Origin of the sequence: Paracoccus sp. M683 (assembly GCF_007096355.1) — a bacterium.
GTDB lineage: Bacteria > Pseudomonadota > Alphaproteobacteria > Rhodobacterales > Rhodobacteraceae > Paracoccus.
In genome coordinates this window covers 61,771-81,789 of the sequence record NZ_VKDF01000006.1, presented here as the reverse complement: position 1 = coordinate 81,789, position 20,019 = coordinate 61,771, and the positions used below count along the sequence as shown (strand labels likewise).

Genomic DNA, 20,019 nt, shown 5'->3' with positions numbered 1-20,019 from the left:
CGGAGGCGGGCGGGGTTTAGAGACCGGCTCTGTGCCGCCTTAGCTCAGTTGGTTAGAGCGCTAGATTGTGGATCTAGAGGTCCCCCGTTCGAGCCGGGGAGGCGGTACCATCCTTTCCCAGCCCAGTTACGCCCATTGCGCCGGAAACCGCGATTGCGGAAAATTATGTCCGGTTCCATGGAACAATGGGCATCGGCCGATTGTTTTCCGACAGAACAGGACAAGCAGCCACAGAAAGGAACTGTGACATGGCAGATCGCAACTATTCCGCCGAGGACGCCAAGCGCGACGTGAAAGCGGCCGCCTCTGAAACCGCGGCAGAACTGCGCGAGGGGGCCCGCAAGGTCGCCGATCAGGCGCGACAGACCCTGGATGACATGGCCCATTCCGAATCGGTCGAACGGGTCAAGGAACGCGGTGCCGAACTGGCCGATGCGGCGCGTGAAACCGGCCGGGAATATGCCGACCGCGCCCGCCACGAGGCGGAACGACTTTACGAAGAGGGCCGCCGCCGCGCCGGCGAAGTGGCCGGACATGCCGAGGAATACTATGACGAGGTGTCGGATTATGTCCGGCGCAAGCCGGCGCAGGCTCTTGGCATCGCTGTGGGGGTTGGTTTTCTGGTCGGCCTGATTCTGGCCCGCCGCTAGGTCCGCGACAGCCGACCAGCCGCTTGTTCCCGCGCCTCGGTCATACAGACCGGGCCACTGATACCGGAGAGCTTTCCGAATGTTCGACTATGCGCGCAATATGCAACTGGCGCTTCAGGATCTGGCACGCCGGTCGGCGCTGAAGATCGGCGCGGGCGTCGTCGTGCTGATCGGCCTTGGCTTCCTGCTGGCCGCCTTGTGGAGCTTTCTTGCCACGGGGCTTGGCTGGGGCGCGGTGAATGCGTCGCTGGCGATCGGCGGGGGCTTTCTGGCGATCGGTGTCGTCCTGCTGCTGGCCGGCGGCAGGGTCGCGCATCCCGCCCCCACCACCGAGGATCTGAAACGCGAGGTCGAGGCGCGGCTGACGCTGGCCGCCGATGCCGCCGCAGACCGTGCGCGCAGCGAGGTGATGCGGGTGGTCGACGGGGCGGCGGACCGGGCCAATGCGCTGCTGGGCCGGGCGGGCGATCAGGCCAGCCGCGTGGTCGGCGAAACCGGCGATGCGATCCGCGATACGGCGCGGATGGCCGGATTGTCGCCCGAGAATATCGCGGCCGCGAAGGAAAGCGCGAAAGACTATACCCGCAAGGCCGGCGCGGCCGCGAACACCAATGCCGGCAGTATGGCCAAGCTGATCGGCGCCTTTGCCATCGGGGTCACGCTGGCCTCGCAGTTGCGAGAAAGGCGGCGATCGCAGGTCGATGACTTCGATGACGATTATTACGCCTGAATGCCGGTCCGGGCACGCCGCCGTTCAATGGGTGACACTGTTTGAAAACAGGTTGACCACAACGACGCCGGCCACGATCAGGCCCAGACCGATCACTGCCGCCAGATCCAGCTTTTGGCCGAACAGGACCAGCCCGATCAGCGAGACCAGCACGATGCCCAGCCCGCTCCAGATGGCATAGGCGATGCCAAGGGGCATGGTGCGCAGCACCAGCGACAGGAAATAGAAGGACGCCGCATAGCTGAGTGCCATGATCAGCGTCGGACCCAGCCGGGTGAACTGCTCGCTGCGTTGCAGGAACGAGGTGCCGATCACCTCTAGCGTGATGGCGGTGAAAAGCGTGGCATAGGTCAGAATGTTCATGGTGCTACCTCTTGTCTCATCGCTGATCTAGTGATCTGCGAAAAGCCTGTCACGCTCACGAGGTCGTGATTGCAGCCCTGGCCTTGAATGCGCGGTGCCGAAGGATTATCCCACTGGCTTGCGCCAAACATCCATGAAGGACCGACCCCGTGAAATTTCTTGATCTGGCCAAGGTCTATATCCGTTCGGGCGGAGGGGGCGCGGGCTGCGTCTCGTTCCGGCGCGAGAAGTTCATCGAATATGGCGGCCCTGATGGCGGCGATGGCGGGCGTGGCGGCGATGTCTGGGCCGAGGCGGTCGAGGGGCTGAACACGCTGATCGACTTTCGCTATCAGCAGCATTTCTTCGCCAAGTCGGGCCAGCACGGCATGGGCAGCCAGATGACCGGCAAATCGGGCGAGACCGTAACGCTGCGCGTGCCCGTCGGCACCGAGATCCTGGAAGAGGACGAGGAAACCGTCATCGCCGACCTGACCGAGCCGGGCCAGCGTGTGCTGCTGGCCAAGGGCGGCAATGGGGGCTGGGGCAACCTGCATTTCAAGACCTCGACCAACCGTTCGCCCCGCAATGCCAATCCGGGGCAAGAGGGCGTCGAGCGCACCATCTGGCTGCGGTTGAAGCTGATCGCCGATGCGGGCCTGATCGGGCTGCCGAATGCCGGCAAGTCGACTTTCCTTGCGGCGACATCGAACGCGCGGCCCAAGATCGCGGATTATCCCTTTACAACGCTGCATCCGAACCTTGGCGTCGTCGGCATCGACGGGCGCGAATTTGTCATGGCCGATATTCCCGGCCTGATCGAGGGCGCCAGCGAAGGCCGCGGCATCGGCGACCGTTTCCTCGGCCATATTGAACGCTGCGCGGTGCTGTTGCACCTGATCGACGGCACCTCGGAAGATGTGGTGGGCGATGCCCAGACCGTGCTGACCGAGCTTGAGAAATATTCGCCACTGCTGGCGAAAAAGCCGCGCGTGACGGCGCTGAACAAGGTCGATGCGCTGGATGACGCGGAAATCGCAGAAAAGCAGGCGGCGCTGGAAGCGGCGCTTGGCGGCAAGGTGCTGTTGCTGTCGGGCCATGCGAAACAGGGCGTGACCGAGGTGTTGCGGGCGCTGTGGGATCAGATCCTGCGGCATCGTGCGGCCGAGGCTCCGGTGCAGGCGGACAGCAAATGGCAGCCCTAGCGTCGTCGCCGGCCCCCTCGCTGGCCAAGGCGCGACGGCTGGTCGTCAAGATCGGCTCGGCACTGCTGGTCGGACCCGAGGGGTTGCGCGGCGACTGGCTGCGCGGCCTTTGCGATGACGTGGCCGATTGGCGTGCGCGTGGCAGCGATGTGGTGCTGGTCTCGTCCGGCTCCATTGCGCTTGGGCGGCGGGTGCTGGGCCTGCCCGCAGGCGCCTTGCCTCTGGAACAGGCGCAGGCGGCCGCTGCCGTGGGGCAGATCCGGCTGGCGCGAGCCTATGAAGAGGCCTTGGCGCCGCATGGCGTGACCACCGCACAGGTGCTGCTGACGCTGGAGGACAGCGCCGACCGCCGCCGCTATCTGAACAGTCGGGCGACGATGCAGACGCTGCTGGGCTTGGGCGTCGTGCCCATCGTCAATGAAAACGACACTGTGGCCACGGATGAGATTCGTTTCGGCGACAATGACCGGCTGGCCGCGCAGATCGCGGTGACGGCGGGGGCGGATCAGCTGCTGCTGCTGTCCGATGTGGACGGGCTTTACACCGCCAATCCCAAAACCGACCCCGCCGCCGTGCATCTGCCGGTGATCGAGCGGCTGACGCCTGAAATCGAGGCGATGGGCGGCGATCCGGTCTCGGGTCTTTCCAAGGGCGGGATGAAGACCAAGCTGATGGCCGCGCGCACCGCTGTTGCGGGTGGCTGTGCGATGGCGATTGCTGAGGGCTCGGTCATCCGACCGCTATCGGCGGTGGCCAATGGTGCCCGCGCAAGCTGGTTCCTGCCCGAGGGCGACCCGCAGGTCGCGCGCAAGCGCTGGATTGCGGGGATGAAGCCGCGCGGCACGGTTATGATAGACGCGGGCGCGGTCAGGGCGCTTCAGAACGGCAAATCGCTGCTGCCCGCCGGTGTCACACAGATTTCCGGCGATTTCGGGCGCGGCGATCCGGTCGCCGTCACCGGCCCTGCGGGTGAGACATTGGCGCACGGCCTGATCCGCTATACCGCCGAGGAATCCCGCCGCATCGCCGGCCATCAAAGCGCCGAAATCGAGCGTATCCTGGGCTATATCGGCCGCGCCGCGCTGATCCATCGCGACGATCTGGCGATCTGACGTTCAGGCGGGGGGATGGGCCTCACGGCTGTCGCCCGGCGCCTGATCGCGGTCGAACATGCCGTAATCGCGGATCACGCTGGCGATGCGCAGGCGGTAATCCGTGAACACGCCGCCCCGCCCCTTTGCCTGCGCCCGGCGATGCGCCATCAGGTTGCGCCAGTGCTGCACAGCAGCCTCGTCCTGAAAGAAGGACAGCGACAGGATCTTGCCCGGCTCGGTCAGGCTTTGAAACCGCTCGACCGAGATGAAGCCCGGCACCTCGGCCAGAAGCGGGCGCAGATCGGCGGCGATGTCCAGATAGTCGCCCTTGCGGCCCTCGGCGGGCCAGACTTCGAAGATGACGGCGATCATTCGGGCGCTCCGTGCGGGGTTGAGGCGAGTTTCAGGAAGGTCCGATCCTCGCGCAGGATGAAGTTTTCGCGCATGGCGAAATCGTAATTCTCGCGGCCAAGCGGATCGGCGGCAAGGCGGGCGCGATAGACCTCATATGCGGCCAGGCTGGGGATGTTGTAGATGCCATAGGCCAGGGTCGAGGATCCCTCATGCGGGGCGTAATAGCCGATCAGGTCGGCGCCGCAGCGCGGAATGGCTTGGCCCCAGTTGCGGGCATAGTCCTGAAATTGCGCCTTTTTCGTAGGGTCGATTTGATAACGGATGATGCAGGTCAGCATGGCGTGCCTTTCGGGTTTCGATGGCACGGCAATAGCGCGGATCGCAGGCCTTATGTTTCGATGCAAGCCAAAGTGTTGGCGTCAGGCGGTGGTCCGCCGCGGCTTGGCCAAGCGGGTGACGCCATGTGCCCGTGTCAGGCGCGGGGCGTCCTTGGCGGGTTCGGGCAGCGACAGGACGGCATCGCGCAGAAGTTCGATCGCCTCTTCGCTGCTGCGGGGCAGGGTGGTGGGGTCGATCGGCGCCCCGATGGTGATGCGATAGGGCTGACTGGCCTTGTTCAGGACTTCGTTGAACAGGGTGACGTCACGCAGGCTGGCATGGATGCGGTCCAGCGCATAGAACAGCGCCGAGTTTCGCGCCCGGATGTGCAACGGGATCACCGGAACCCCGAACTTGCGCGCGATCATCGCCGCGCTGGCCATCCAGGGGCGCTCATGCAGCGTCAGCCAGCGCCGTTTCGCCAGCCGGCCCGAGGGGAAGATCAGCCCGATCCGCCCCGCCGACAGGGCCGCGCGGGTATAGTCCATCGTCGTGCGGGTCTTGGCATGGCTGCGCTTTTCCAGCCGCCATTCGACGGGCGCGATCAGATCCTGGGTCTGGGGCAGGACCCGGATCATGTCGTGATTGGCATAGATGAACAGGTCATCGCGCAGTTGGCTGATCAGCGCATGCAACACGATCCCGTCGGCAATGCCGGTCGGGTGGTTCGAAACGATCAGCGCCGGGCCGGTGGCGGGCAGGTGTTCCATCCCCGCGACCTGCACGTCGCGGACCATCATCGCCTGGATGCGACGCATGATCTCGGCCGTGGGCAGGTCGCGATACTCGGCGGCCAGCCGCAGCGTTTCGGGATAGCGCAGCAGCCGCATCATCACGGCCCGCGCCAGCGCATGATGAGGCAGCCCGGAATAGAACCACGGCGCCCGCTCTTCGATCAGCGGGTCGATCCGGGCCTGCATCTCTTGCCGGGCATCCATCATGGGCAATCCTAGCTGGCGGCTGCGATCATCCGCGAGACCATTTCACTTGTATTCCGCGACAAACCCGGCGTGGCGGCAATGCGTTCCAGCGCGGCTCCGGCTTTTTTGCGCCGGCCGGCATCATAGCGGGTCCAGGTCTCGAAGGCCGAGGACATGCGCGCCGCGATCTGCGGATTGGCGGCATCCATGCGGATCAGCCAGTCGGCGGTGACATCATAGCCGCCGCCATCGCCGGCATGAAAGCCGGCATGATTGGCCGCCAGCCCGCCCAGCAGCGCCCGAAAGCGGTTGGGGTTCTTCCAGTCGAAATCGGGGCGGTCGGCCAGGTGCCGGGTGATTGCCGCCGCCTGATCGGGGCGGCTGGCGGCGGGCTGGATCATGAACCACTTGTCCATCACCAGCCGGTTGGCGCTGAATTCGGACTGGAAACGCGCCAAGGCATCATCGGCCTTGCCGGCCCGGATCAAGGCGGTCAAGGCGGCGAAACGCTCGGTCATGTTGCCGGCCGTATCGAACATCTGCGCCGCGCGGGCGCCATCATCCAGCAGGCTGAGGCGGGCCATGGCAACCGTCCGCAGCGCCCGCCGCGCCGCATCCGTCGCATCGGGGGCATAGGCGCCGGGCACCTTCATCTCGTGATACAGCCGATCCAGCAGGGGTTCATGGGCCTCGGCCACGGCACGGGCCAGATGCCCATGGGCGGCATGGATGGCATCGGGATCGGGCGTCACGCCGGCATCGGCCAGACGCGAGGCGACCTCGTCCTCGGGCGGCAATTGCAGGCACAGGGCGCGAAAGGCCGGGTCGGCCGTATCATCGCCGGCCAGATGGCCGATGGCGTCGATATAAGCCGCGTCGATACTGCCGCCGGTGGCCATGGCTTGCAGCGCGTTCAGCGCCAGTCCGCGCCCCGATTCCCACCGCACGAAGGGATCGGTGTCATGGGCCAGAAGAAAGGCCCGCCCGGCATCGTCCAGATCGCGATCCAGCACCACGGGCGCCGAAAAGCCGCGCAGCACCGATACGGCCGGACGCGCGCCAAGGCCATCGAAGCTGAAGCTTTGGCTGGGTTCGGTCATCTCCAGCACCTCGGTGGGCCGGACCTCGTCGCCATTGGGACCGATCAGGCCCAGAGCGATGGGAATGACACGCGCCGGCTTGTCGGCCTGGCCCGGCGTCGGCGGGGTATGCTGGGTAAAGCGCAGGGTCAACCGGCCGTCCGACCAGTCCTCGTCCATGCGCAAGCGCGGTGTGCCGGCATCCGTATACCAGCGTTTGAACTGGGTCAGGTCGCGATCTGTCGCGTCCTCGAACACCTTCAGCCAGTCCTCGATGGTGGCGGCATGCCCGTCATGGCGCGTGAAATACAGGTCCAGCGCCTTGGCATAGCCGTCATCGCCCACCAGTCGCTTCAGCATGCCGATCACTTCGGCGCCTTTCTCATAGACGGTGGCGGTGTAGAAATTGTTAATTTCCTGATAGTGATCGGGCCGCACCGGATGGGCCAGTGGGCCCTGATCCTCGCGGAACTGGCGGGCACGCAGGGTCTGCACATCCTCGATCCGCTTCACCGGCGCGCTGCGCATGTCCGAGGTGAACTGCTGGTCGCGGAAAACGGTCAGCCCTTCCTTCAGGCAAAGCTGGAACCAGTCGCGGCAGGTGATGCGGTTGCCGGTCCAGTTGTGGAAATATTCATGCGCGATGACGCTTTCGATGCGCTCGTAATCAGCATCGGTCGCGGTTTCGGGGCTGGCCAGGACCAGTTTCGAGTTGAAGATGTTCAGCCCCTTGTTTTCCATGGCCCCCATGTTGAAATCATCGACCGCGACGATATTGAACACATCCAGATCATATTCGCGGCCATAGACATCCTCGTCCCATTTCATCGACTTGATCAGCGATTCCATCGCAAAGCCAGCGCGGTCCTGATCGCCCGGACGCACCCAGACATTCAGCGCCACCTTGCGACCCGACCGGGTGGTGAAGCTGTCGCTGATCGCCACCAGATCGCCGGCGACCAGCGCGAACAGATAGGCCGGCTTGGGCCAGGGGTCATGCCATTCCGCCCGGCCGGGTTCCTGGGCCAGGGGGTTGCCGTTGGACAAAAGCACCGGCTGGTCGCCTTCGACGATGACGCGGAAGGGCGCCATGACATCGGGCCGGTCGGGGTAAAAGGTGATGTGGCGAAAACCCTCGGCCTCGCATTGGGTGCAGAACATCCCGCCGGACAGATACAGCCCCTCGAAGGCCGTATTGGCGCCGGGGTCGATCATCACGCTGGCCTCGAAGGTAAAGCCGCCCGCGGGCAGGGCGCTGTCAGCGATGGTCAGCGTCTCGCCCTCGCGGGTGAACTGATCCGGGGCCAGATCACGGCCGTCAATCGCCAGCCGCAGCAGCTTCAGCCCGGCGCCGCCGTCCAGAACCAGCGGCCCCTCGGCCTGCCGGGTCAGGTCCAATTGGGAATCGACCACGGTGGCATGATCGTCCAGGCGAAAGCGCAGCCGCGTTTCATGCAACCGGAACGGGTAGGGGCGATAGTCGGCAAGATATTGCGTCTGAAAGGCATTTTTCTGCGTCATGACCGCTCTCGTCTGAAAAAGATGTTGCACTTCGGGAACTTGTCCTTGATCGGAGTGTTATTCGGCTAAGTGCCGGGTCGCAAGTCGGGCGGGTTTGCCCTCGGTCGTGCGGCGCAGCTTTGCCGAGCCCCGGCACGACAAACGGGCCGGTATTCAATAGGAAGTGAATGGAGGCCAGTATATGACTTACGATCCGAACGATCCCAAACGCAACGATGCCAGCACACCCGCCGATCGTGATCCGGCCAAAGCCAGCGAAACCTATGTAGAACCTGTCGAGCGTCGCGCCTCGCCTCTGCCACTGATCATCGGTGTGCTGCTGGCTCTGGCGCTGGCCTATTTCGTGTTGCAGCGCTTCATGACCGGTGATGAGGTCGCAACCGAGGGTGACACCGCCGTGACGGTCGAGGAAACCACGACCGAAGCCGAGGCCGCCGTCGAGGAAACCGCGACGGAAACCGAAGCTGCCGTTGAAGAGGCTGCCAGCGACGTAGGCACCGCCGCCGAAGAGGCTGCTGCCGATGTCGAGGCCGCAGCCGAGGACGCCGCCGCCGATGTCGAGGCAGCGGCTGATGCCGCCGCAACCGAGGTCGATGCCGCCGCCGAAGACGCGGGCGCCGATGCCGCCGCCATGGCCGAGGAAGCCGAGGCCGCAGTTGAAGGTGCCGCCGATACCGCCGCTGACACGGCATCTGATGCGGTCGATGCCGCCGGTGACATGGCGTCGGACGCGGCCACGGCCGTTCAGGACGCTGCGTCAGACGCCGTCGATGCGATCGAAGGTGCCGCCAGCGACGCCGCCGAGGCGATCAACGATGCGGTCACCCCTGACGCCCCCGCAGCCGACAGCACGACGACCACGGTGCCGCCGGCGGCTGATACAACCACTGGCGAGACCACGGCCCCAAGCAACTAAGCCTTGGGCCAATGCCGGCTCTGTCCCGGCGAACCAATCAGCCGCGCGGGTGAAATCCTCGCGCGGCTTTTTCGTGGATGCGGCGGGGACGCGGCGGGATGGTGCCGATCGGGCGAATTGGGTGCCGCAATGACGGGGCCGGGTCCGCATAGGTTTCGAAAGAACGGGAACGCACGCTCTTGTGAAAGATTGTTGCGCAATGTTACAGGTGCTGCGACTGCGAACGGACCGGGGGAGACGTCATGAAGATCGGAGCCTTGAAAGAAACACAGGAAGGCGAGGCGCGCGTTGCGGTAACGCCTTCTTCTGCGGCCCATCTGCAAAAGCTGGGCCATGAGGTTTTTGTTCAATCCGGCGCGGGCATCGCCGCCGGCTTTTCGGATGATGCCTATCGCAACGCCGGGGTGACCGTCGAAAAGACCGCCGCCGCGCTGACCAAGGCGGTCGATGTGGTGGCCAAGGTCCGCGCCCCAAGCGAGGCCGAGATCAAGCGGATGCATGACGGCCAGACGCTGATTTCGTTCTTTTACCCGGCGCAGAACCAGCAATTGCTGGAACTGGCGAAAGATCAGGGCGTCACGACCATCGCCATGGACATGGTGCCTCGGATCAGCCGCGCGCAGAAGATGGATGCGCTCAGCTCGATGGCCAATATCGCCGGCTATCGCGCGGTGATCGAGGCCGCGAACAATTTCGGCCGCTTCTTCACTGGGCAGGTGACGGCCGCGGGCAAGGTGCCGCCGGCCAAGGTGCTGGTCGTGGGGGCAGGGGTCGCAGGTCTGGCGGCGATAGGCGCGGCCGTGTCGCTTGGCGCGCAGGTCTATGCCTTTGACGTGCGCCCCGAAGTGGCCGAACAGATCGAGTCGATGGGCGCCGAATTCGTCTATCTGGATTTCGAAGAGACGCAGACCGACGGCGCCGCGACGGGCGGCTATGCCGCGCCCTCCAGCCCGGAATTCCGCGAAAAACAGCTGGAGAAATTCCGCGAGCTGGCCCCGCAGATGGACATCGTCATCACCACGGCGCTGATTCCCGGTCGCGATGCGCCCAAGCTGTGGACCAAGGATATGGTCGAGGCGATGAAGACCGGCAGCGTCATCGTCGATCTGGCCGCCGAGCGTGGCGGCAACTGCGACCTGACCGTGCCCGACCAGCGGATCGTGACCGATAATGGCGTTGTGATCATCGGCTATACCGATTTCCCCTCGCGCATGGGCGCGCAATCGTCCGAGCTTTACGGCAATAACATCCGTCATTTCATGGCCGACCTGACGCCCAAGAAAGACGGCGTGATCGCGCATAACATGGAAGATGACGTGATCAGGGGCGCGACCGTGACCCATGATCACGAAATCACCTATCCGCCACCGCCGCCGAAAATCGCGGCCATCGCGGCGCAGAAACCCAAGGAAAAGAAGAAGGAACTGACCCCCGAAGAACGCCGCGCCGCCGAGGCCGCCGCCTTCAAGGCCGAGACTCGCAGCCAGTTGATGCTGCTGGGCGGGGGCGGCATTCTGCTGCTTCTGGTGGGTCTGGTCGCGCCGGCCAGCTTCATGTCGCATTTCATCGTCTTCGTGCTGGCCTGTTTCGTCGGCTTCCGGGTCATCTGGAACGTCGCCCATTCGCTGCACACGCCGCTGATGGCGATCACCAACGCCATTTCCTCGATCATCATCTTGGGCGCGCTGATGCAGATCGGCTCTGGCTCGTGGCTGGTGGTGATCCTGGCGGCGCTGGCGGTGCTGATGGCGGGCGTCAACATCTTTGGTGGCTTCATGGTCACCCGGCGCATGCTCGCCATGTTCCAGAAATCGTAAGGAGGGGCAGATGGAAATGGGATTCACCACCGCCGCCTATGTCGTCGCGGCCATTCTGTTCATCCTCTCGCTTGGCGGGCTGTCGGGTCAGGAAAGCGCGAAACGGGCCATCTGGTACGGTATCGTCGGCATGGCGCTGGCGGTTGTCGCCACGCTGTTCGGCCCAGGCTCGGGGAACTGGCTTCTGTCGGTCATCATGATCGCCGCTGGCGGCGCCGTGGGCTGGGTCGTGGCCAAGCGCGTGCAGATGACCGAAATGCCGCAACTGGTCGCCGCCATGCACTCGCTGGTCGGTCTGGCTGCGGTATTCGTGGGCCTGAACGCCCAGCTTGAAATGGGTCGTGTCGTGCGGGCCATGGCAAACGGCACGGCCGAGGGCTTTCGCGGTTTTGCCGAGGTTCTGACCCACAAGACCCCGGCCGAGCTGAACATGCTTCAGATCGAGGTCTTTCTGGGCGTTTTCATCGGCGCGGTGACCTTTACCGGCTCGATCGTGGCCTTTGGCAAGCTGGCCGGCCGGATCAGCGGCACGCCGAAGAAACTGCCCGGCGGCCATCTGCTGAACGCCGCCGCCGCTGCCGGCTCGCTGATCCTGGGGCTGCTGTATTGCGCCGATATCGGGCCGGGCATGCTGTGGCTGCTGCTGATCATGCTGCTGGCTTTCTTCATCGGCTGGCACCTGATCATGGGCATCGGCGGCGCCGACATGCCGGTCGTGGTGTCGATGCTGAACAGCTATTCCGGTTGGGCGGCTGCGGCCATCGGCTTTACCCTGTCAAACGACCTGCTGATCGTGACCGGCGCGCTGGTCGGTTCGTCCGGTGCGATCCTCAGCTATATCATGTGCAAGGCGATGAACCGGAATTTCGTTTCGGTTATCCTGGGCGGTTTCGGCGGCGAGACCGGACCTGCCGCCGCCATCGAGGGCGAACAGATCGCCATCGACGCGGATGGCGTGGCCGCCGCGCTGAACGAAGCCGACAGTGTCATCATCGTGCCGGGCTATGGCATGGCGGTGGCGCAGGCGCAGGGCGCGGTGTCGGAACTGACCCGCAAGCTGCGCGCCGCGGGCAAAGAGGTCCGTTTCGCGATCCACCCGGTCGCGGGCCGTCTGCCGGGCCATATGAACGTGCTGCTGGCCGAGGCCAAAGTGCCCTATGACATCGTGCTGGAAATGGACGAGATCAACGAGGATTTCCCCTCGACGGATGTGGTCATCATCATCGGCTCGAACGACATCGTGAACCCGGCCGCGCAAGACGATCCGAACAGCCCCATCGCCGGGATGCCGGTGCTGGAGGTCTGGAAGGCCAAGCAGGTGTTCGTGTCGAAACGCGGTCAGGGCACCGGCTATTCGGGGATCGAGAACCCGCTGTTCTTCAAGGACAACACGCGGATGTTCTATGGCGATGCCAAGGATTCGGTGAACAAGCTCTTGCCGATGATCGACTGATCGACCGGCTCTTTGGGCAAACGACAAGGCGGGCCGCTGCGGCCCGCCTTTTTGGTCTGCGTCGACGTCGTTGACAATGCCTCAGATCAAGGGGCCGAGATTATCCTGCCCATGATCGGCAAGGATACCGCTTCCAGGACAGCAGCCGCGCTGCGCGCCTTTCGGTTTCTTCTTCACCGAAATATCCCCGCCGGAGGCAAAAATCCCGCCCGCTGCCCCAAAAGGCCGACGGGTCAGGTCCGATCAGGGGCGGATCAGGATGGGGGTGCCGTCTTTGACCATGGCATAGACATCCTCGATTTCGTCATCGCTGATGGTGATGCAGCCTGCCGTCCAGTCCCAGTTGCTGCCGACCTTGGCATTGCCCTCGGGTCCGCGACCGTGGATGAAGATGTCGCTGCCGGCGCTGCGGCCGATCGCCGCCGCCTCGGCCACGTCGCGCTGGTCGGGGAATGAGATACCGATGGACAGGTGATATTGGCTGTTCGGGTTGCGGCGGTCGATGAAATAGGCGCCTTCGGGCGTGCGGCCATCACCTTCGAACATCTTGTCGCCGATGGGTTCGTTGCCCAGCCCGATATCATATTCCTTGATCGCGGTATTGCCGCTGATCAGCCACATCTTGCGGTCGCTTTTATCGACCAGGATCTGCGTGACCTGCGGGCCGACATAGGTCTTGAACTTCGAGGGGCCGGCGCAGGCGACCAACAGGAACAAGGTTCCAAGCAAGGCAAGGTTTCTGGCTGACGGTCGCATCTGTGTCCCTCTTGTTTTTCCGGTGCCATTCTGACCGCAGATCGGCGCAGCGGCAATCGCATGGGCGATCACGAAACCACGATCCTGCGACGAACAGGCGGCTTGCGGCGCGGCGGGCCAGCCCGCATGATGCGGCCATGAAACCAGAAGACGATCATCCACTGCGCTATGAGCTTGTGAACGAGCTGCATGCCCGCCCCTCGCCCAGGCTGGGGGCGCCGGCTACGGTCGTCTATGTCGCCTTCAAGGAACCTGACCGGGCGGTTACGCGCGATCACCGGCGCGACGATGATCATCTGACCTCGCTGGTCATGCGCCATGGCGGGCAACGCCCCGATCCGCAGGCGAACCACTATGCCGGACAATTGGGGCGCCATAAGCTGCGGTGGGAACGCCATACCGAGTTTGTCAGCTATACCGCCTATACGCCAGGCCTGCCGCCGCGCCCCTTCGATCCGTCGGCCGGCGCGATCTTTCCCGAGGACTGGCAGGCGGCGGCGCCCGGCAAGCGTGTCGCGGCGGTGATGGTGCAGATCCTGCCCATGCCCGAGGATCCCTCGGACATGCTGACGGTGCTGGAAAGCTGGTTCGTGACAGATGGGCTGGTGGCTGCCTGGGTGCTGGAGCAGTCGGCACTGGTCGCGGGTGATTTCCGCATCGACCCGGCCGGCTGGATGCGCTTTGCGGTCTTTATCCGCGCCGGCGAGACCGAGGGCCGCGTCGGCCGGATCGTCCAGCGCATCCTGGAGTTGGAAACCTATCGCGCGATGTCGATGATGGGGCTGCCTCGCGCGCGTGCCCTGTCATCGCGGCTGAACACCCTTGATCCGCAGCTAAGCGCCATTGTCGAGGGTATGGCCGACGGAACCCGCCCCGCCGACGAGGTCTTGCAGGACCTGCTGACGGTATCGGCGCGGCAGGAGGCCGAGGCGACGCAGCTGCATTTCCGCTTTGGCGCGACCAAGGCCTATGAGGCGATCGTCACCGACCGGGTCGACGTGCTGCGTGAAAGCCGCTTCATGGGGCGCCAGACCCTGACCGAGTTCATGGCCCGGCGCTATCAGCCGGCCATGCGCACGGTGCTGTCGACCGAGGCGCGGCTAAAGACCATGCTGGACCGGGCCGATCGCGCGGGCGAGTTGCTGCGCACCCGCGTCGATGTGCAGCGTTCGGCGCAGAATCAGGTGATTCTGGAACGCATGGATCAGCGTGCGGCGCTGCAATTGCGGTTGCAGCATACGGTCGAGGGCCTGTCGGTCGTAGCCATCAGCTATTATGCGGTGGGACTTATATCCTATGCGCTGGCGCCCCTGGCCGAGGCCGCAGGGATCGGCAAATCAGTGCTGTTGGCGCTGATGACGCCGCTGGCGGTCCTGGTCGTCTGGTGGGGCATGAGGCGCATTCGGGCCCGGCTTGGCCATGGATCCGATGGCTCTGCCGATGATGCGCATATGTGACTTGTGGCCGGGGCGGCTTCGTGTCGATATTGCGCCCGCGAACAGAACCAACAGGACCGATAATGAAGATCCTTCTTGCCCTTTCCGCCCTTGCAGCCCTGTCTGCCTGCGGCGTCCCCCTTGTCCCGCTTATCTGAGGCCATGATGTCGAAATCACTGAAGGTCTATGGTCTAGCGCATTGTTCAACCTGCCAGAAAGCGCAATCTGAACTTGAGAATGCCGGCTGGACAGTGCAGTTCCGCGATGTCCAGAAAGAGCCGCTGGATCAGGCGATGCGGCAGCGTCTGGTGGTCGAATGGGGTGACAAGGTCGTCAACCGGGCCAGCCTGACCTGGCGGGGCATGTCCGATGCGGAACGTGCCGCCGATCCGATAGCGATGATGGGCGAGAAACCAAGCGTCATGAAGCGCCCTGCGATCGAGGCGGGCGACCTGCGGCTTCTGGGATGGACCGCAAATGTCAAACGCGCCCTGGACGTGCCGGTCTAGCGGCACGGCCCGTCGCGCAGCGGGTCAGCCTTTGCGTGTGGCCAGGCTGGCCAGCATCGGCCGGATCGCTGTCAGATCATAGCCCGCCTTGGCCGCGATTTCCAGAATTTCAGCTTCCGGGCGCTTGCCTGCCTGGTTCAGCGCCCACAGCACCGTGCAGCGATTGCCGCTGCGGCAATAGGCGAAATGCGGACCGCGCCCGGTCGTGGCATCGGCAAATCCGGTCAGCAATTCTGGCGTGATCTGTCCCGGTACGAAGGGCAGATAGTAATAGGTCATCCCCGCAGCACGCGCGGCCTCGGCCATGACGGCGCTGTTCTCGTCGGCACCGACCTCGGCATCGGGGCGGTTGTTGATCAGCACCTTGAAACCGGCCTCGGCAAGGGCGGAAACGTCTTGCGGTGTGATCTGGCCCGAAACGGCAAGATCGGGGCTGAGCTGGCGCAGATCCATGGCAATCCTCACTGTGGTCGCCCCGCATTGACGCAAAAGCGCCTGCGAGGTCAAGCGCGATGACAGGGTTCAGGCTGTCACCACCCGCTCGATCAGCGCGGGCAGTTCGTCGAAATGGTCAAAGGCGGTGTGATGGGGCAGCTGCGACACGGGCGTCTTGCGATAACCGCCGGTGAACAGCATCAACGGCACCGGAACGGCGGCTGCGGTTTCGGCATCAACCTCGCTGTCGCCAACATAGATTGCCTGTGGATCTTCCGGCGCGGCGCCAAGCTGTTGCAGCGCTGCGCGCAGCGGGGCAGGGTGGGGTTTGCGCTCGCCCAGGCTGTCGCCGGCGATCACCACGGCGAACAGATCCGTCATGCCGAAATGATCCAGCACCGCGCGGGTCGGCTGCATTGGCTTGTTGGTGCAGATGCCCAGAGGGTGCCCGCGATCCAGCAAGGACGCCAAAGCCTCGGCTACGCCCGGATAGAGGCGCGTCAGGCCGGTGCTGCGGCTGTAGCGGGACATGAAGGACGCCAGAAAATCGCGGTGCCGGGCGGCGGGCAGGCCGGTGGCAGCAACCACGCGCTGCCACAACAGATCGACGCCACCACCGATGAAGCCCCGGATCTCGTCCAGAGTCAGTTGACGCGCGCCTTCATCACGCAGCACCGCATTGACGGCGGCATGGATATCGGGCGCGCTGTCAATCAGCGTGCCGTCCAGATCAAAGACCACGGGGCAGGGTGCATAACAGACGGTCATTTATGTCTTCCACTTGATCGAACAGCCCATGGAGGGAACCTGATCTGCTGGACCCCGGCCGGTTTCAGCGATCTGCAACATCGCCTCGTAAAGATCCCGCCTTGCGTCGGGCGGCCCCGGATTGCGGCCCGACGCATCCAGCCGCCCGCGATACTGCAATTCGCCTTCGGCGTTATAGCCGAAGAAATCCGGCGTGCATTCGGCGCCATAGGCCCGCGCAACCTGCTGGCTTTCGTCATACAGATACGGAAAGGTGAAGCCGTGGCGCCTGGCCTCGGTGGCCATGTTCTCGGGGCTGTCCTGCGGGTATTCGGCTACATCATTGGCCGAGATGGCGACCACCCCGATTCCCGCCGCCTGAAGATCGCGGGCATCACGGGTGATCCGATCCATTACGGCCTGAACATAGGGACAGTGATTGCAGATGAACATCACCAGCGTGCCACGCGGGCCACGAATATCGCCCAGCCCATAGCTAAGCCCATCCACGCCCGGCAGCGAAAAATCAGGGGCAGAGGCACCAAAATCGCAAACCGGCGGGGAAACGGCCATCAGTGATCTCCTGTTCTGGTCTTGCGATCACTAGCCTTTCAATCTGAACCAAGGCAAGCCCGTGGTGTTTGCAGACCTTTTACCGCATATGCCATCATGGCGTCAATGCATTGATTTCATTTATTATTATCAAAATTTTCAGCCATGTTCAACATTGCTTTTCTGATCCGCTTATCGCATGGACAGGCTTCACAGGCTTCACAGGCTTCACAGGCTTCACAGGCTTCACAGGCTTCACAGGCTTCACAGGCTTCACAGGCTTCACAGGCTACACAGGCTGCGCGGCAGGCTTTCACGTCGGCCGGCACGGATAGCCTGGTGGTTTTGCGCCATCGTTTTCCCTTTTGTCAGGATTTCGTCACTCGGTATCCGCGATGAATCATCGTCGCCAATTCCCGGCGCGCTGTCTGGATCGCACAAGACATACACCAATATTGTTCCATAATACGGATTATCAATATATCTGATCCATATGTTGCGCGCCATTCTAGGCCGAACTGATGCCCCCTGCGGCCCGTGCGATCAGCGCGATTCCCTCGGCAATCCGGTCCTCGCTGATCGAGCCATAGCCAAGCCGGAAGAACGGGCAGATTCCGGGTGGTGTTTCAAAGAACACCGCGCCTGGTTCGATCAGCACGCTGTCGGCCCGCAGTCGTCGCGCCAGGTCGCGGCTGTCGACTTCTTCGCGGCTACGCACCCAAACGCTGGAGCCGCCGGCCACAGGCGCGCCCGCAACATACAGGTCGGTCCGTGCTATCGCCGCCTCCAGCGCCTCGCGGCGCTGGCGCAGGGTCTGGCGCAAGCGAACGATATGGGCGTCGTAATGGCCGAGGCCCAGGAAATAAGCCGTGATGCGCTGCAAATGGCTGGGCGGATGGCGCAGCATGATGGATCGCAGCGCACGCGCCTGCGCGATCAGCGGTGCCGGGCCAACCATATAGCCGATGCGCAGACCCGGAAACAGCGATTTGGAGAAGCTGCCCAGATAGATGACTCGTCCTGCGTCATCCAGCGATTTCAGTGCCGGCGCTGGCGGCGCCAGATAGGACATCTCGAAGTCGTAGTCATCCTCGATGATCAGGAAATCCTGGGCCGAGGCGCGCGCGATCAACTCGTGCCGCCGGGCCAGCGGCATGGTCGCGCCGGTCGGGATATGGTGGCTGGGCGTGGCGATGACCAGCCTGGTCTTGTCGGGCAGATCGGCGGGATTCAGCCCCATATCGTCCACCGGCAAAAACGTCGTGGGGCTTTGGGCGCGGCGCAGGGTTTCGGCGAAATCGGGATAGCCGGGATCCTCGGTCACGGCCAGCCGGTCCAGCCGGGCCAACAGCTCGACCGCGAGGAACAGCGCGTTCTGGGCGCCGAGTGTTACCAGAACCTCGTCGGGCCGCGCGGTGATGCCCCGGCGTGGCAGCGTGTTCGAACAGATGTAATCGACCAGCAACGGGTCATCGGCGCCATAGCGATCGGCCGCCAGATCGGCGAAATCGCGGGTGCCAAGCGCGCGGCGGGCGCAATCGCGCCAGGCATTGTGGTCGAACAGATCGGGGTCGGCCTGACCATAGATGAAGGGAAAGCGATAGTCGCGCCAATCCGCCGGCTTGCGGATCACCCGGCGCGGCAAATGGTGATCAGACAGCCAGTTGGGCCAGTCGGGCGGGCGCAGCCCCTGCCCTGCACTCTCTCCCTGCTCGGCCGCGCGCAGCCGCGCATGCGGCACGGTCGCGGCCACGGCGATGCCGGATCGCGGGATGGTTTCCAGATAGCCCTGGCTGATCAATTCCTGATAAACCAGCGTCACCGTCATCCGGGAAATGCCAAGCGTCGCAGCCAGTTGCCGGCTTGACGGCAGCCGCGTTCCGGGCCGCGCGCGGCTTTCCAGAACCGCCCGCACGACAGCCGCAGCCAGTCGCCCCTGCAACGTCGGCGCCTCGGCTTCGCGCAGGAAGATCACCTCGGGCGGAATGCGGTTCTGCATCTGGACCTATCTTTGCTCACATCTGGCCCTATCGTCAAGCGCACCCGCCTGCAACATTCCGTCGCGTGCCGGATCGACCCTAGCCGGCACCACCAAGGGAGGAATTTCAAATGACCTATATGACCAGCCTGCTGGCCGGCACCACATTGGCACTGTCGCTAGCGCTGCCCGTCGCCGCCACCGAATATCGCGTCGCCGTGGGCGATGGCGCCGGTGGCACGCAAGAGGCGCTTGGCAAGGCATTCGCCGCCGCACTGGCCGAAGAATCGGGTGGCGCGATGACCGCCAAACTGTTTCTGAACGGCCAATTGGGCGACGAACAGGATACCGTGACCGCCGCCGCCACCGGCACCCTGGATTTCTCGATCCTCGCGATCAACAACATCACGCCATTTTCGCCCTCGGTCGGCACGCTGACCCTGCCCTATGTGATCCTCAGCCAGGAGGATGCCGATAAGGTCACGCAGGGCGAGATCGGCCAGCAGATGATCGACCAGACCATCGAGGATGCCGGCGTGCGCATCATTGGCTGGGGCTATTCCGGTTTCCGCGTGCTGACCAATTCGAAAAAGCCGGTTGCGACCGTGGCCGATCTGTCGGGCCTGGTGGTGCGCGTACCGAAGAACGAAATCATGATCGAGACCTATAAAAGCTGGGGCATCAACCCGACCCCGATGGCCTGGGGCGAGACCTTTGCCGCCCTTCAGCAGAAGGTCGTGGACGGTCAGGACAACCCCTACATGACCATCAACGCGATGAAATTCGACGAGGTGCAGAAATATGTCACCAATCTGCGCTATATCTTCTCGATCGAGCCGCTGATCGTCAGCGAGGCGCTGTTCGAGGGCCTCAGCGAGGAAGAACAGGCGCAGGTGCTGGCCGCTGGCCAGGCCGCTACCCAGGCTTCGGCCGCGTTCCTGCGCGCCGAAGAGGCGAAGATCCGCGAGGATCTGGTCGCCCGCGGGATGGAGATCACCGACCCCGCCGATGGCGAGCAGGAATTCATCACCCGCGCCACCACAACCGTCTGGCCGAAATTCTATGACCAGATCGGTGGCAAGGAAGTGCTGGATCAGGTTCTGGCCTCGCTGGACCGGCCCACCGCCCAATAGCGCCCTGCCCGCG

General features: G+C 64.0%; 20 protein-coding genes and 1 tRNA gene. 11 read left to right on the top strand and 10 right to left on the bottom strand.

All coding sequences use genetic code 11. The annotated features are described in order from the left end of the window. The first annotated feature begins 33 nt into the window (after window positions 1–33). From FNJ84_RS13150 to FNJ84_RS13140, 3 genes are all read left to right on the top strand, one after another. A tRNA-His gene (locus FNJ84_RS13150) sits at window positions 34–110 on the top strand. Window positions 111–248: 138 nt separating this feature from the next. After that, complete coding sequence (locus FNJ84_RS13145) at window positions 249–650, top strand: YqjD family protein (RefSeq protein ID WP_143793598.1); 402 nt, start codon at window positions 249–251, stop codon at window positions 648–650. 79 nt (window positions 651–729) lie between these two features. Further along, window positions 730–1,380 (top strand): phage holin family protein, encoded by a 651-nt coding sequence (locus FNJ84_RS13140; protein WP_143793597.1) that lies wholly within the window; start codon window positions 730–732, stop codon window positions 1,378–1,380. A 24-nt stretch (window positions 1,381–1,404) separates the two neighbouring features. Here FNJ84_RS13140 and FNJ84_RS13135 read toward each other — a convergent pair whose 3' ends face one another. Continuing rightward, the gene (locus tag FNJ84_RS13135; RefSeq protein ID WP_185968523.1) at window positions 1,405–1,743 is read right to left on the bottom strand and encodes a multidrug efflux SMR transporter; all 339 of its coding nucleotides are present in this window, start codon (window positions 1,741–1,743) and stop codon (window positions 1,405–1,407) included. A gap of 149 nt (window positions 1,744–1,892) precedes the next feature. Between FNJ84_RS13135 and obgE the strand changes: the two genes are divergently transcribed. Both obgE and proB read left to right on the top strand, forming a co-directional pair. Then, window positions 1,893–2,927, top strand: a complete 1,035-nt coding sequence (gene obgE, locus FNJ84_RS13130) for a GTPase ObgE (RefSeq protein WP_143793596.1) — start codon at window positions 1,893–1,895, stop codon at window positions 2,925–2,927. Then, on the top strand, window positions 2,915–4,039 hold the full coding sequence (gene proB / locus FNJ84_RS13125) for a glutamate 5-kinase (RefSeq protein WP_143793595.1): 1,125 nt from the start codon (window positions 2,915–2,917) through the stop codon (window positions 4,037–4,039). The genes obgE and proB overlap by 13 nt, the downstream gene beginning before the upstream one ends. A 3-nt stretch (window positions 4,040–4,042) precedes the next feature. Here the strand turns inward: proB and FNJ84_RS13120 are convergent, their stop codons facing one another. From FNJ84_RS13120 to pepN, 4 genes are all read right to left on the bottom strand, one after another. Continuing rightward, the gene (locus FNJ84_RS13120; protein WP_143793594.1) at window positions 4,043–4,393 is read right to left on the bottom strand and encodes an antibiotic biosynthesis monooxygenase; all 351 of its coding nucleotides are present in this window, start codon (window positions 4,391–4,393) and stop codon (window positions 4,043–4,045) included. After that, entirely contained in the window at window positions 4,390–4,713 is a 324-nt protein-coding gene (locus tag FNJ84_RS13115) for an NIPSNAP family protein (RefSeq protein ID WP_143793593.1), read from the bottom strand. Before FNJ84_RS13115 ends, FNJ84_RS13120 begins: the two co-directional genes overlap by 4 nt. A gap of 81 nt (window positions 4,714–4,794) precedes the next feature. Then, entirely contained in the window at window positions 4,795–5,691 is an 897-nt protein-coding gene (locus FNJ84_RS13110) for a 1-acyl-sn-glycerol-3-phosphate acyltransferase (RefSeq protein WP_143793752.1), read from the bottom strand. 11 nt (window positions 5,692–5,702) lie between these two features. Beyond that, window positions 5,703–8,273, bottom strand: a complete 2,571-nt coding sequence (gene pepN / locus FNJ84_RS13105; protein ID WP_143793592.1) for an aminopeptidase N — start codon at window positions 8,271–8,273, stop codon at window positions 5,703–5,705. A gap of 181 nt (window positions 8,274–8,454) precedes the next feature. Between pepN and FNJ84_RS13100 the strand changes: the two genes are divergently transcribed. The 3 genes from FNJ84_RS13100 to FNJ84_RS13090 all read left to right on the top strand — a co-directional run bounded on the left by FNJ84_RS13100 (window position 8,455) and on the right by FNJ84_RS13090 (window position 12,459). Further along, window positions 8,455–9,189 carry a hypothetical protein gene (locus FNJ84_RS13100; protein WP_143793591.1) on the top strand — a complete coding sequence of 245 codons (735 nt, stop codon included), beginning with the start codon at window positions 8,455–8,457 and terminating at the stop codon, window positions 9,187–9,189. Between the two features lie 242 nt (window positions 9,190–9,431). Beyond that, complete coding sequence (locus FNJ84_RS13095; RefSeq protein ID WP_143793590.1) at window positions 9,432–11,006, top strand: Re/Si-specific NAD(P)(+) transhydrogenase subunit alpha; 1,575 nt, start codon at window positions 9,432–9,434, stop codon at window positions 11,004–11,006. Window positions 11,007–11,016: 10 nt separating this feature from the next. Continuing rightward, window positions 11,017–12,459: an NAD(P)(+) transhydrogenase (Re/Si-specific) subunit beta gene (locus tag FNJ84_RS13090; RefSeq protein ID WP_143793589.1), complete on the top strand. Its 1,443-nt coding sequence runs from the start codon at window positions 11,017–11,019 to the stop codon at window positions 12,457–12,459. A 243-nt stretch (window positions 12,460–12,702) separates the two neighbouring features. Here the strand turns inward: FNJ84_RS13090 and FNJ84_RS13085 are convergent, their stop codons facing one another. Continuing rightward, window positions 12,703–13,215 carry a murein L,D-transpeptidase family protein gene (locus FNJ84_RS13085; RefSeq protein ID WP_143793588.1) on the bottom strand — a complete coding sequence of 171 codons (513 nt, stop codon included), beginning with the start codon at window positions 13,213–13,215 and terminating at the stop codon, window positions 12,703–12,705. Window positions 13,216–13,352: 137 nt separating this feature from the next. Here FNJ84_RS13085 and FNJ84_RS13080 point away from each other — a divergent pair, with 137 nt between their 5' ends. Together FNJ84_RS13080 and FNJ84_RS13075 are read left to right on the top strand one after the other, a co-directional pair. Further along, window positions 13,353–14,672 (top strand): DUF3422 family protein, encoded by a 1,320-nt coding sequence (locus FNJ84_RS13080; RefSeq protein WP_143793587.1) that lies wholly within the window; start codon window positions 13,353–13,355, stop codon window positions 14,670–14,672. Window positions 14,673–14,816: 144 nt separating this feature from the next. Then, window positions 14,817–15,161, top strand: a complete 345-nt coding sequence (locus FNJ84_RS13075; RefSeq protein ID WP_143793750.1) for an arsenate reductase family protein — start codon at window positions 14,817–14,819, stop codon at window positions 15,159–15,161. 24 nt (window positions 15,162–15,185) lie between these two features. Here FNJ84_RS13075 and FNJ84_RS13070 read toward each other — a convergent pair whose 3' ends face one another. From FNJ84_RS13070 to FNJ84_RS13050, 4 genes are all read right to left on the bottom strand, one after another. Further along, window positions 15,186–15,614, bottom strand: a complete 429-nt coding sequence (locus tag FNJ84_RS13070; protein ID WP_143793586.1) for a TIGR01244 family sulfur transferase — start codon at window positions 15,612–15,614, stop codon at window positions 15,186–15,188. A gap of 69 nt (window positions 15,615–15,683) precedes the next feature. Then, a complete protein-coding gene (gene gph / locus FNJ84_RS13065; RefSeq protein ID WP_143793585.1) occupies window positions 15,684–16,364 on the bottom strand; it encodes a phosphoglycolate phosphatase in 681 nt (226 codons plus the stop codon). Beyond that, window positions 16,365–16,916, bottom strand: coding sequence for a thioredoxin family protein (locus FNJ84_RS13060; protein WP_143793584.1), 552 nt, complete (start codon window positions 16,914–16,916; stop codon window positions 16,365–16,367). A gap of 487 nt (window positions 16,917–17,403) precedes the next feature. Next, window positions 17,404–18,894: a PLP-dependent aminotransferase family protein gene (locus FNJ84_RS13050; protein ID WP_143793583.1), complete on the bottom strand. Its 1,491-nt coding sequence runs from the start codon at window positions 18,892–18,894 to the stop codon at window positions 17,404–17,406. A 110-nt stretch (window positions 18,895–19,004) separates the two neighbouring features. On the opposite strand from FNJ84_RS13050, the gene FNJ84_RS13045 reads away from it, so the two are divergent. Then, window positions 19,005–20,006 (top strand): TRAP transporter substrate-binding protein, encoded by a 1,002-nt coding sequence (locus FNJ84_RS13045; protein ID WP_143793582.1) that lies wholly within the window; start codon window positions 19,005–19,007, stop codon window positions 20,004–20,006. Window positions 20,007–20,019 lie beyond the last annotated feature (13 nt).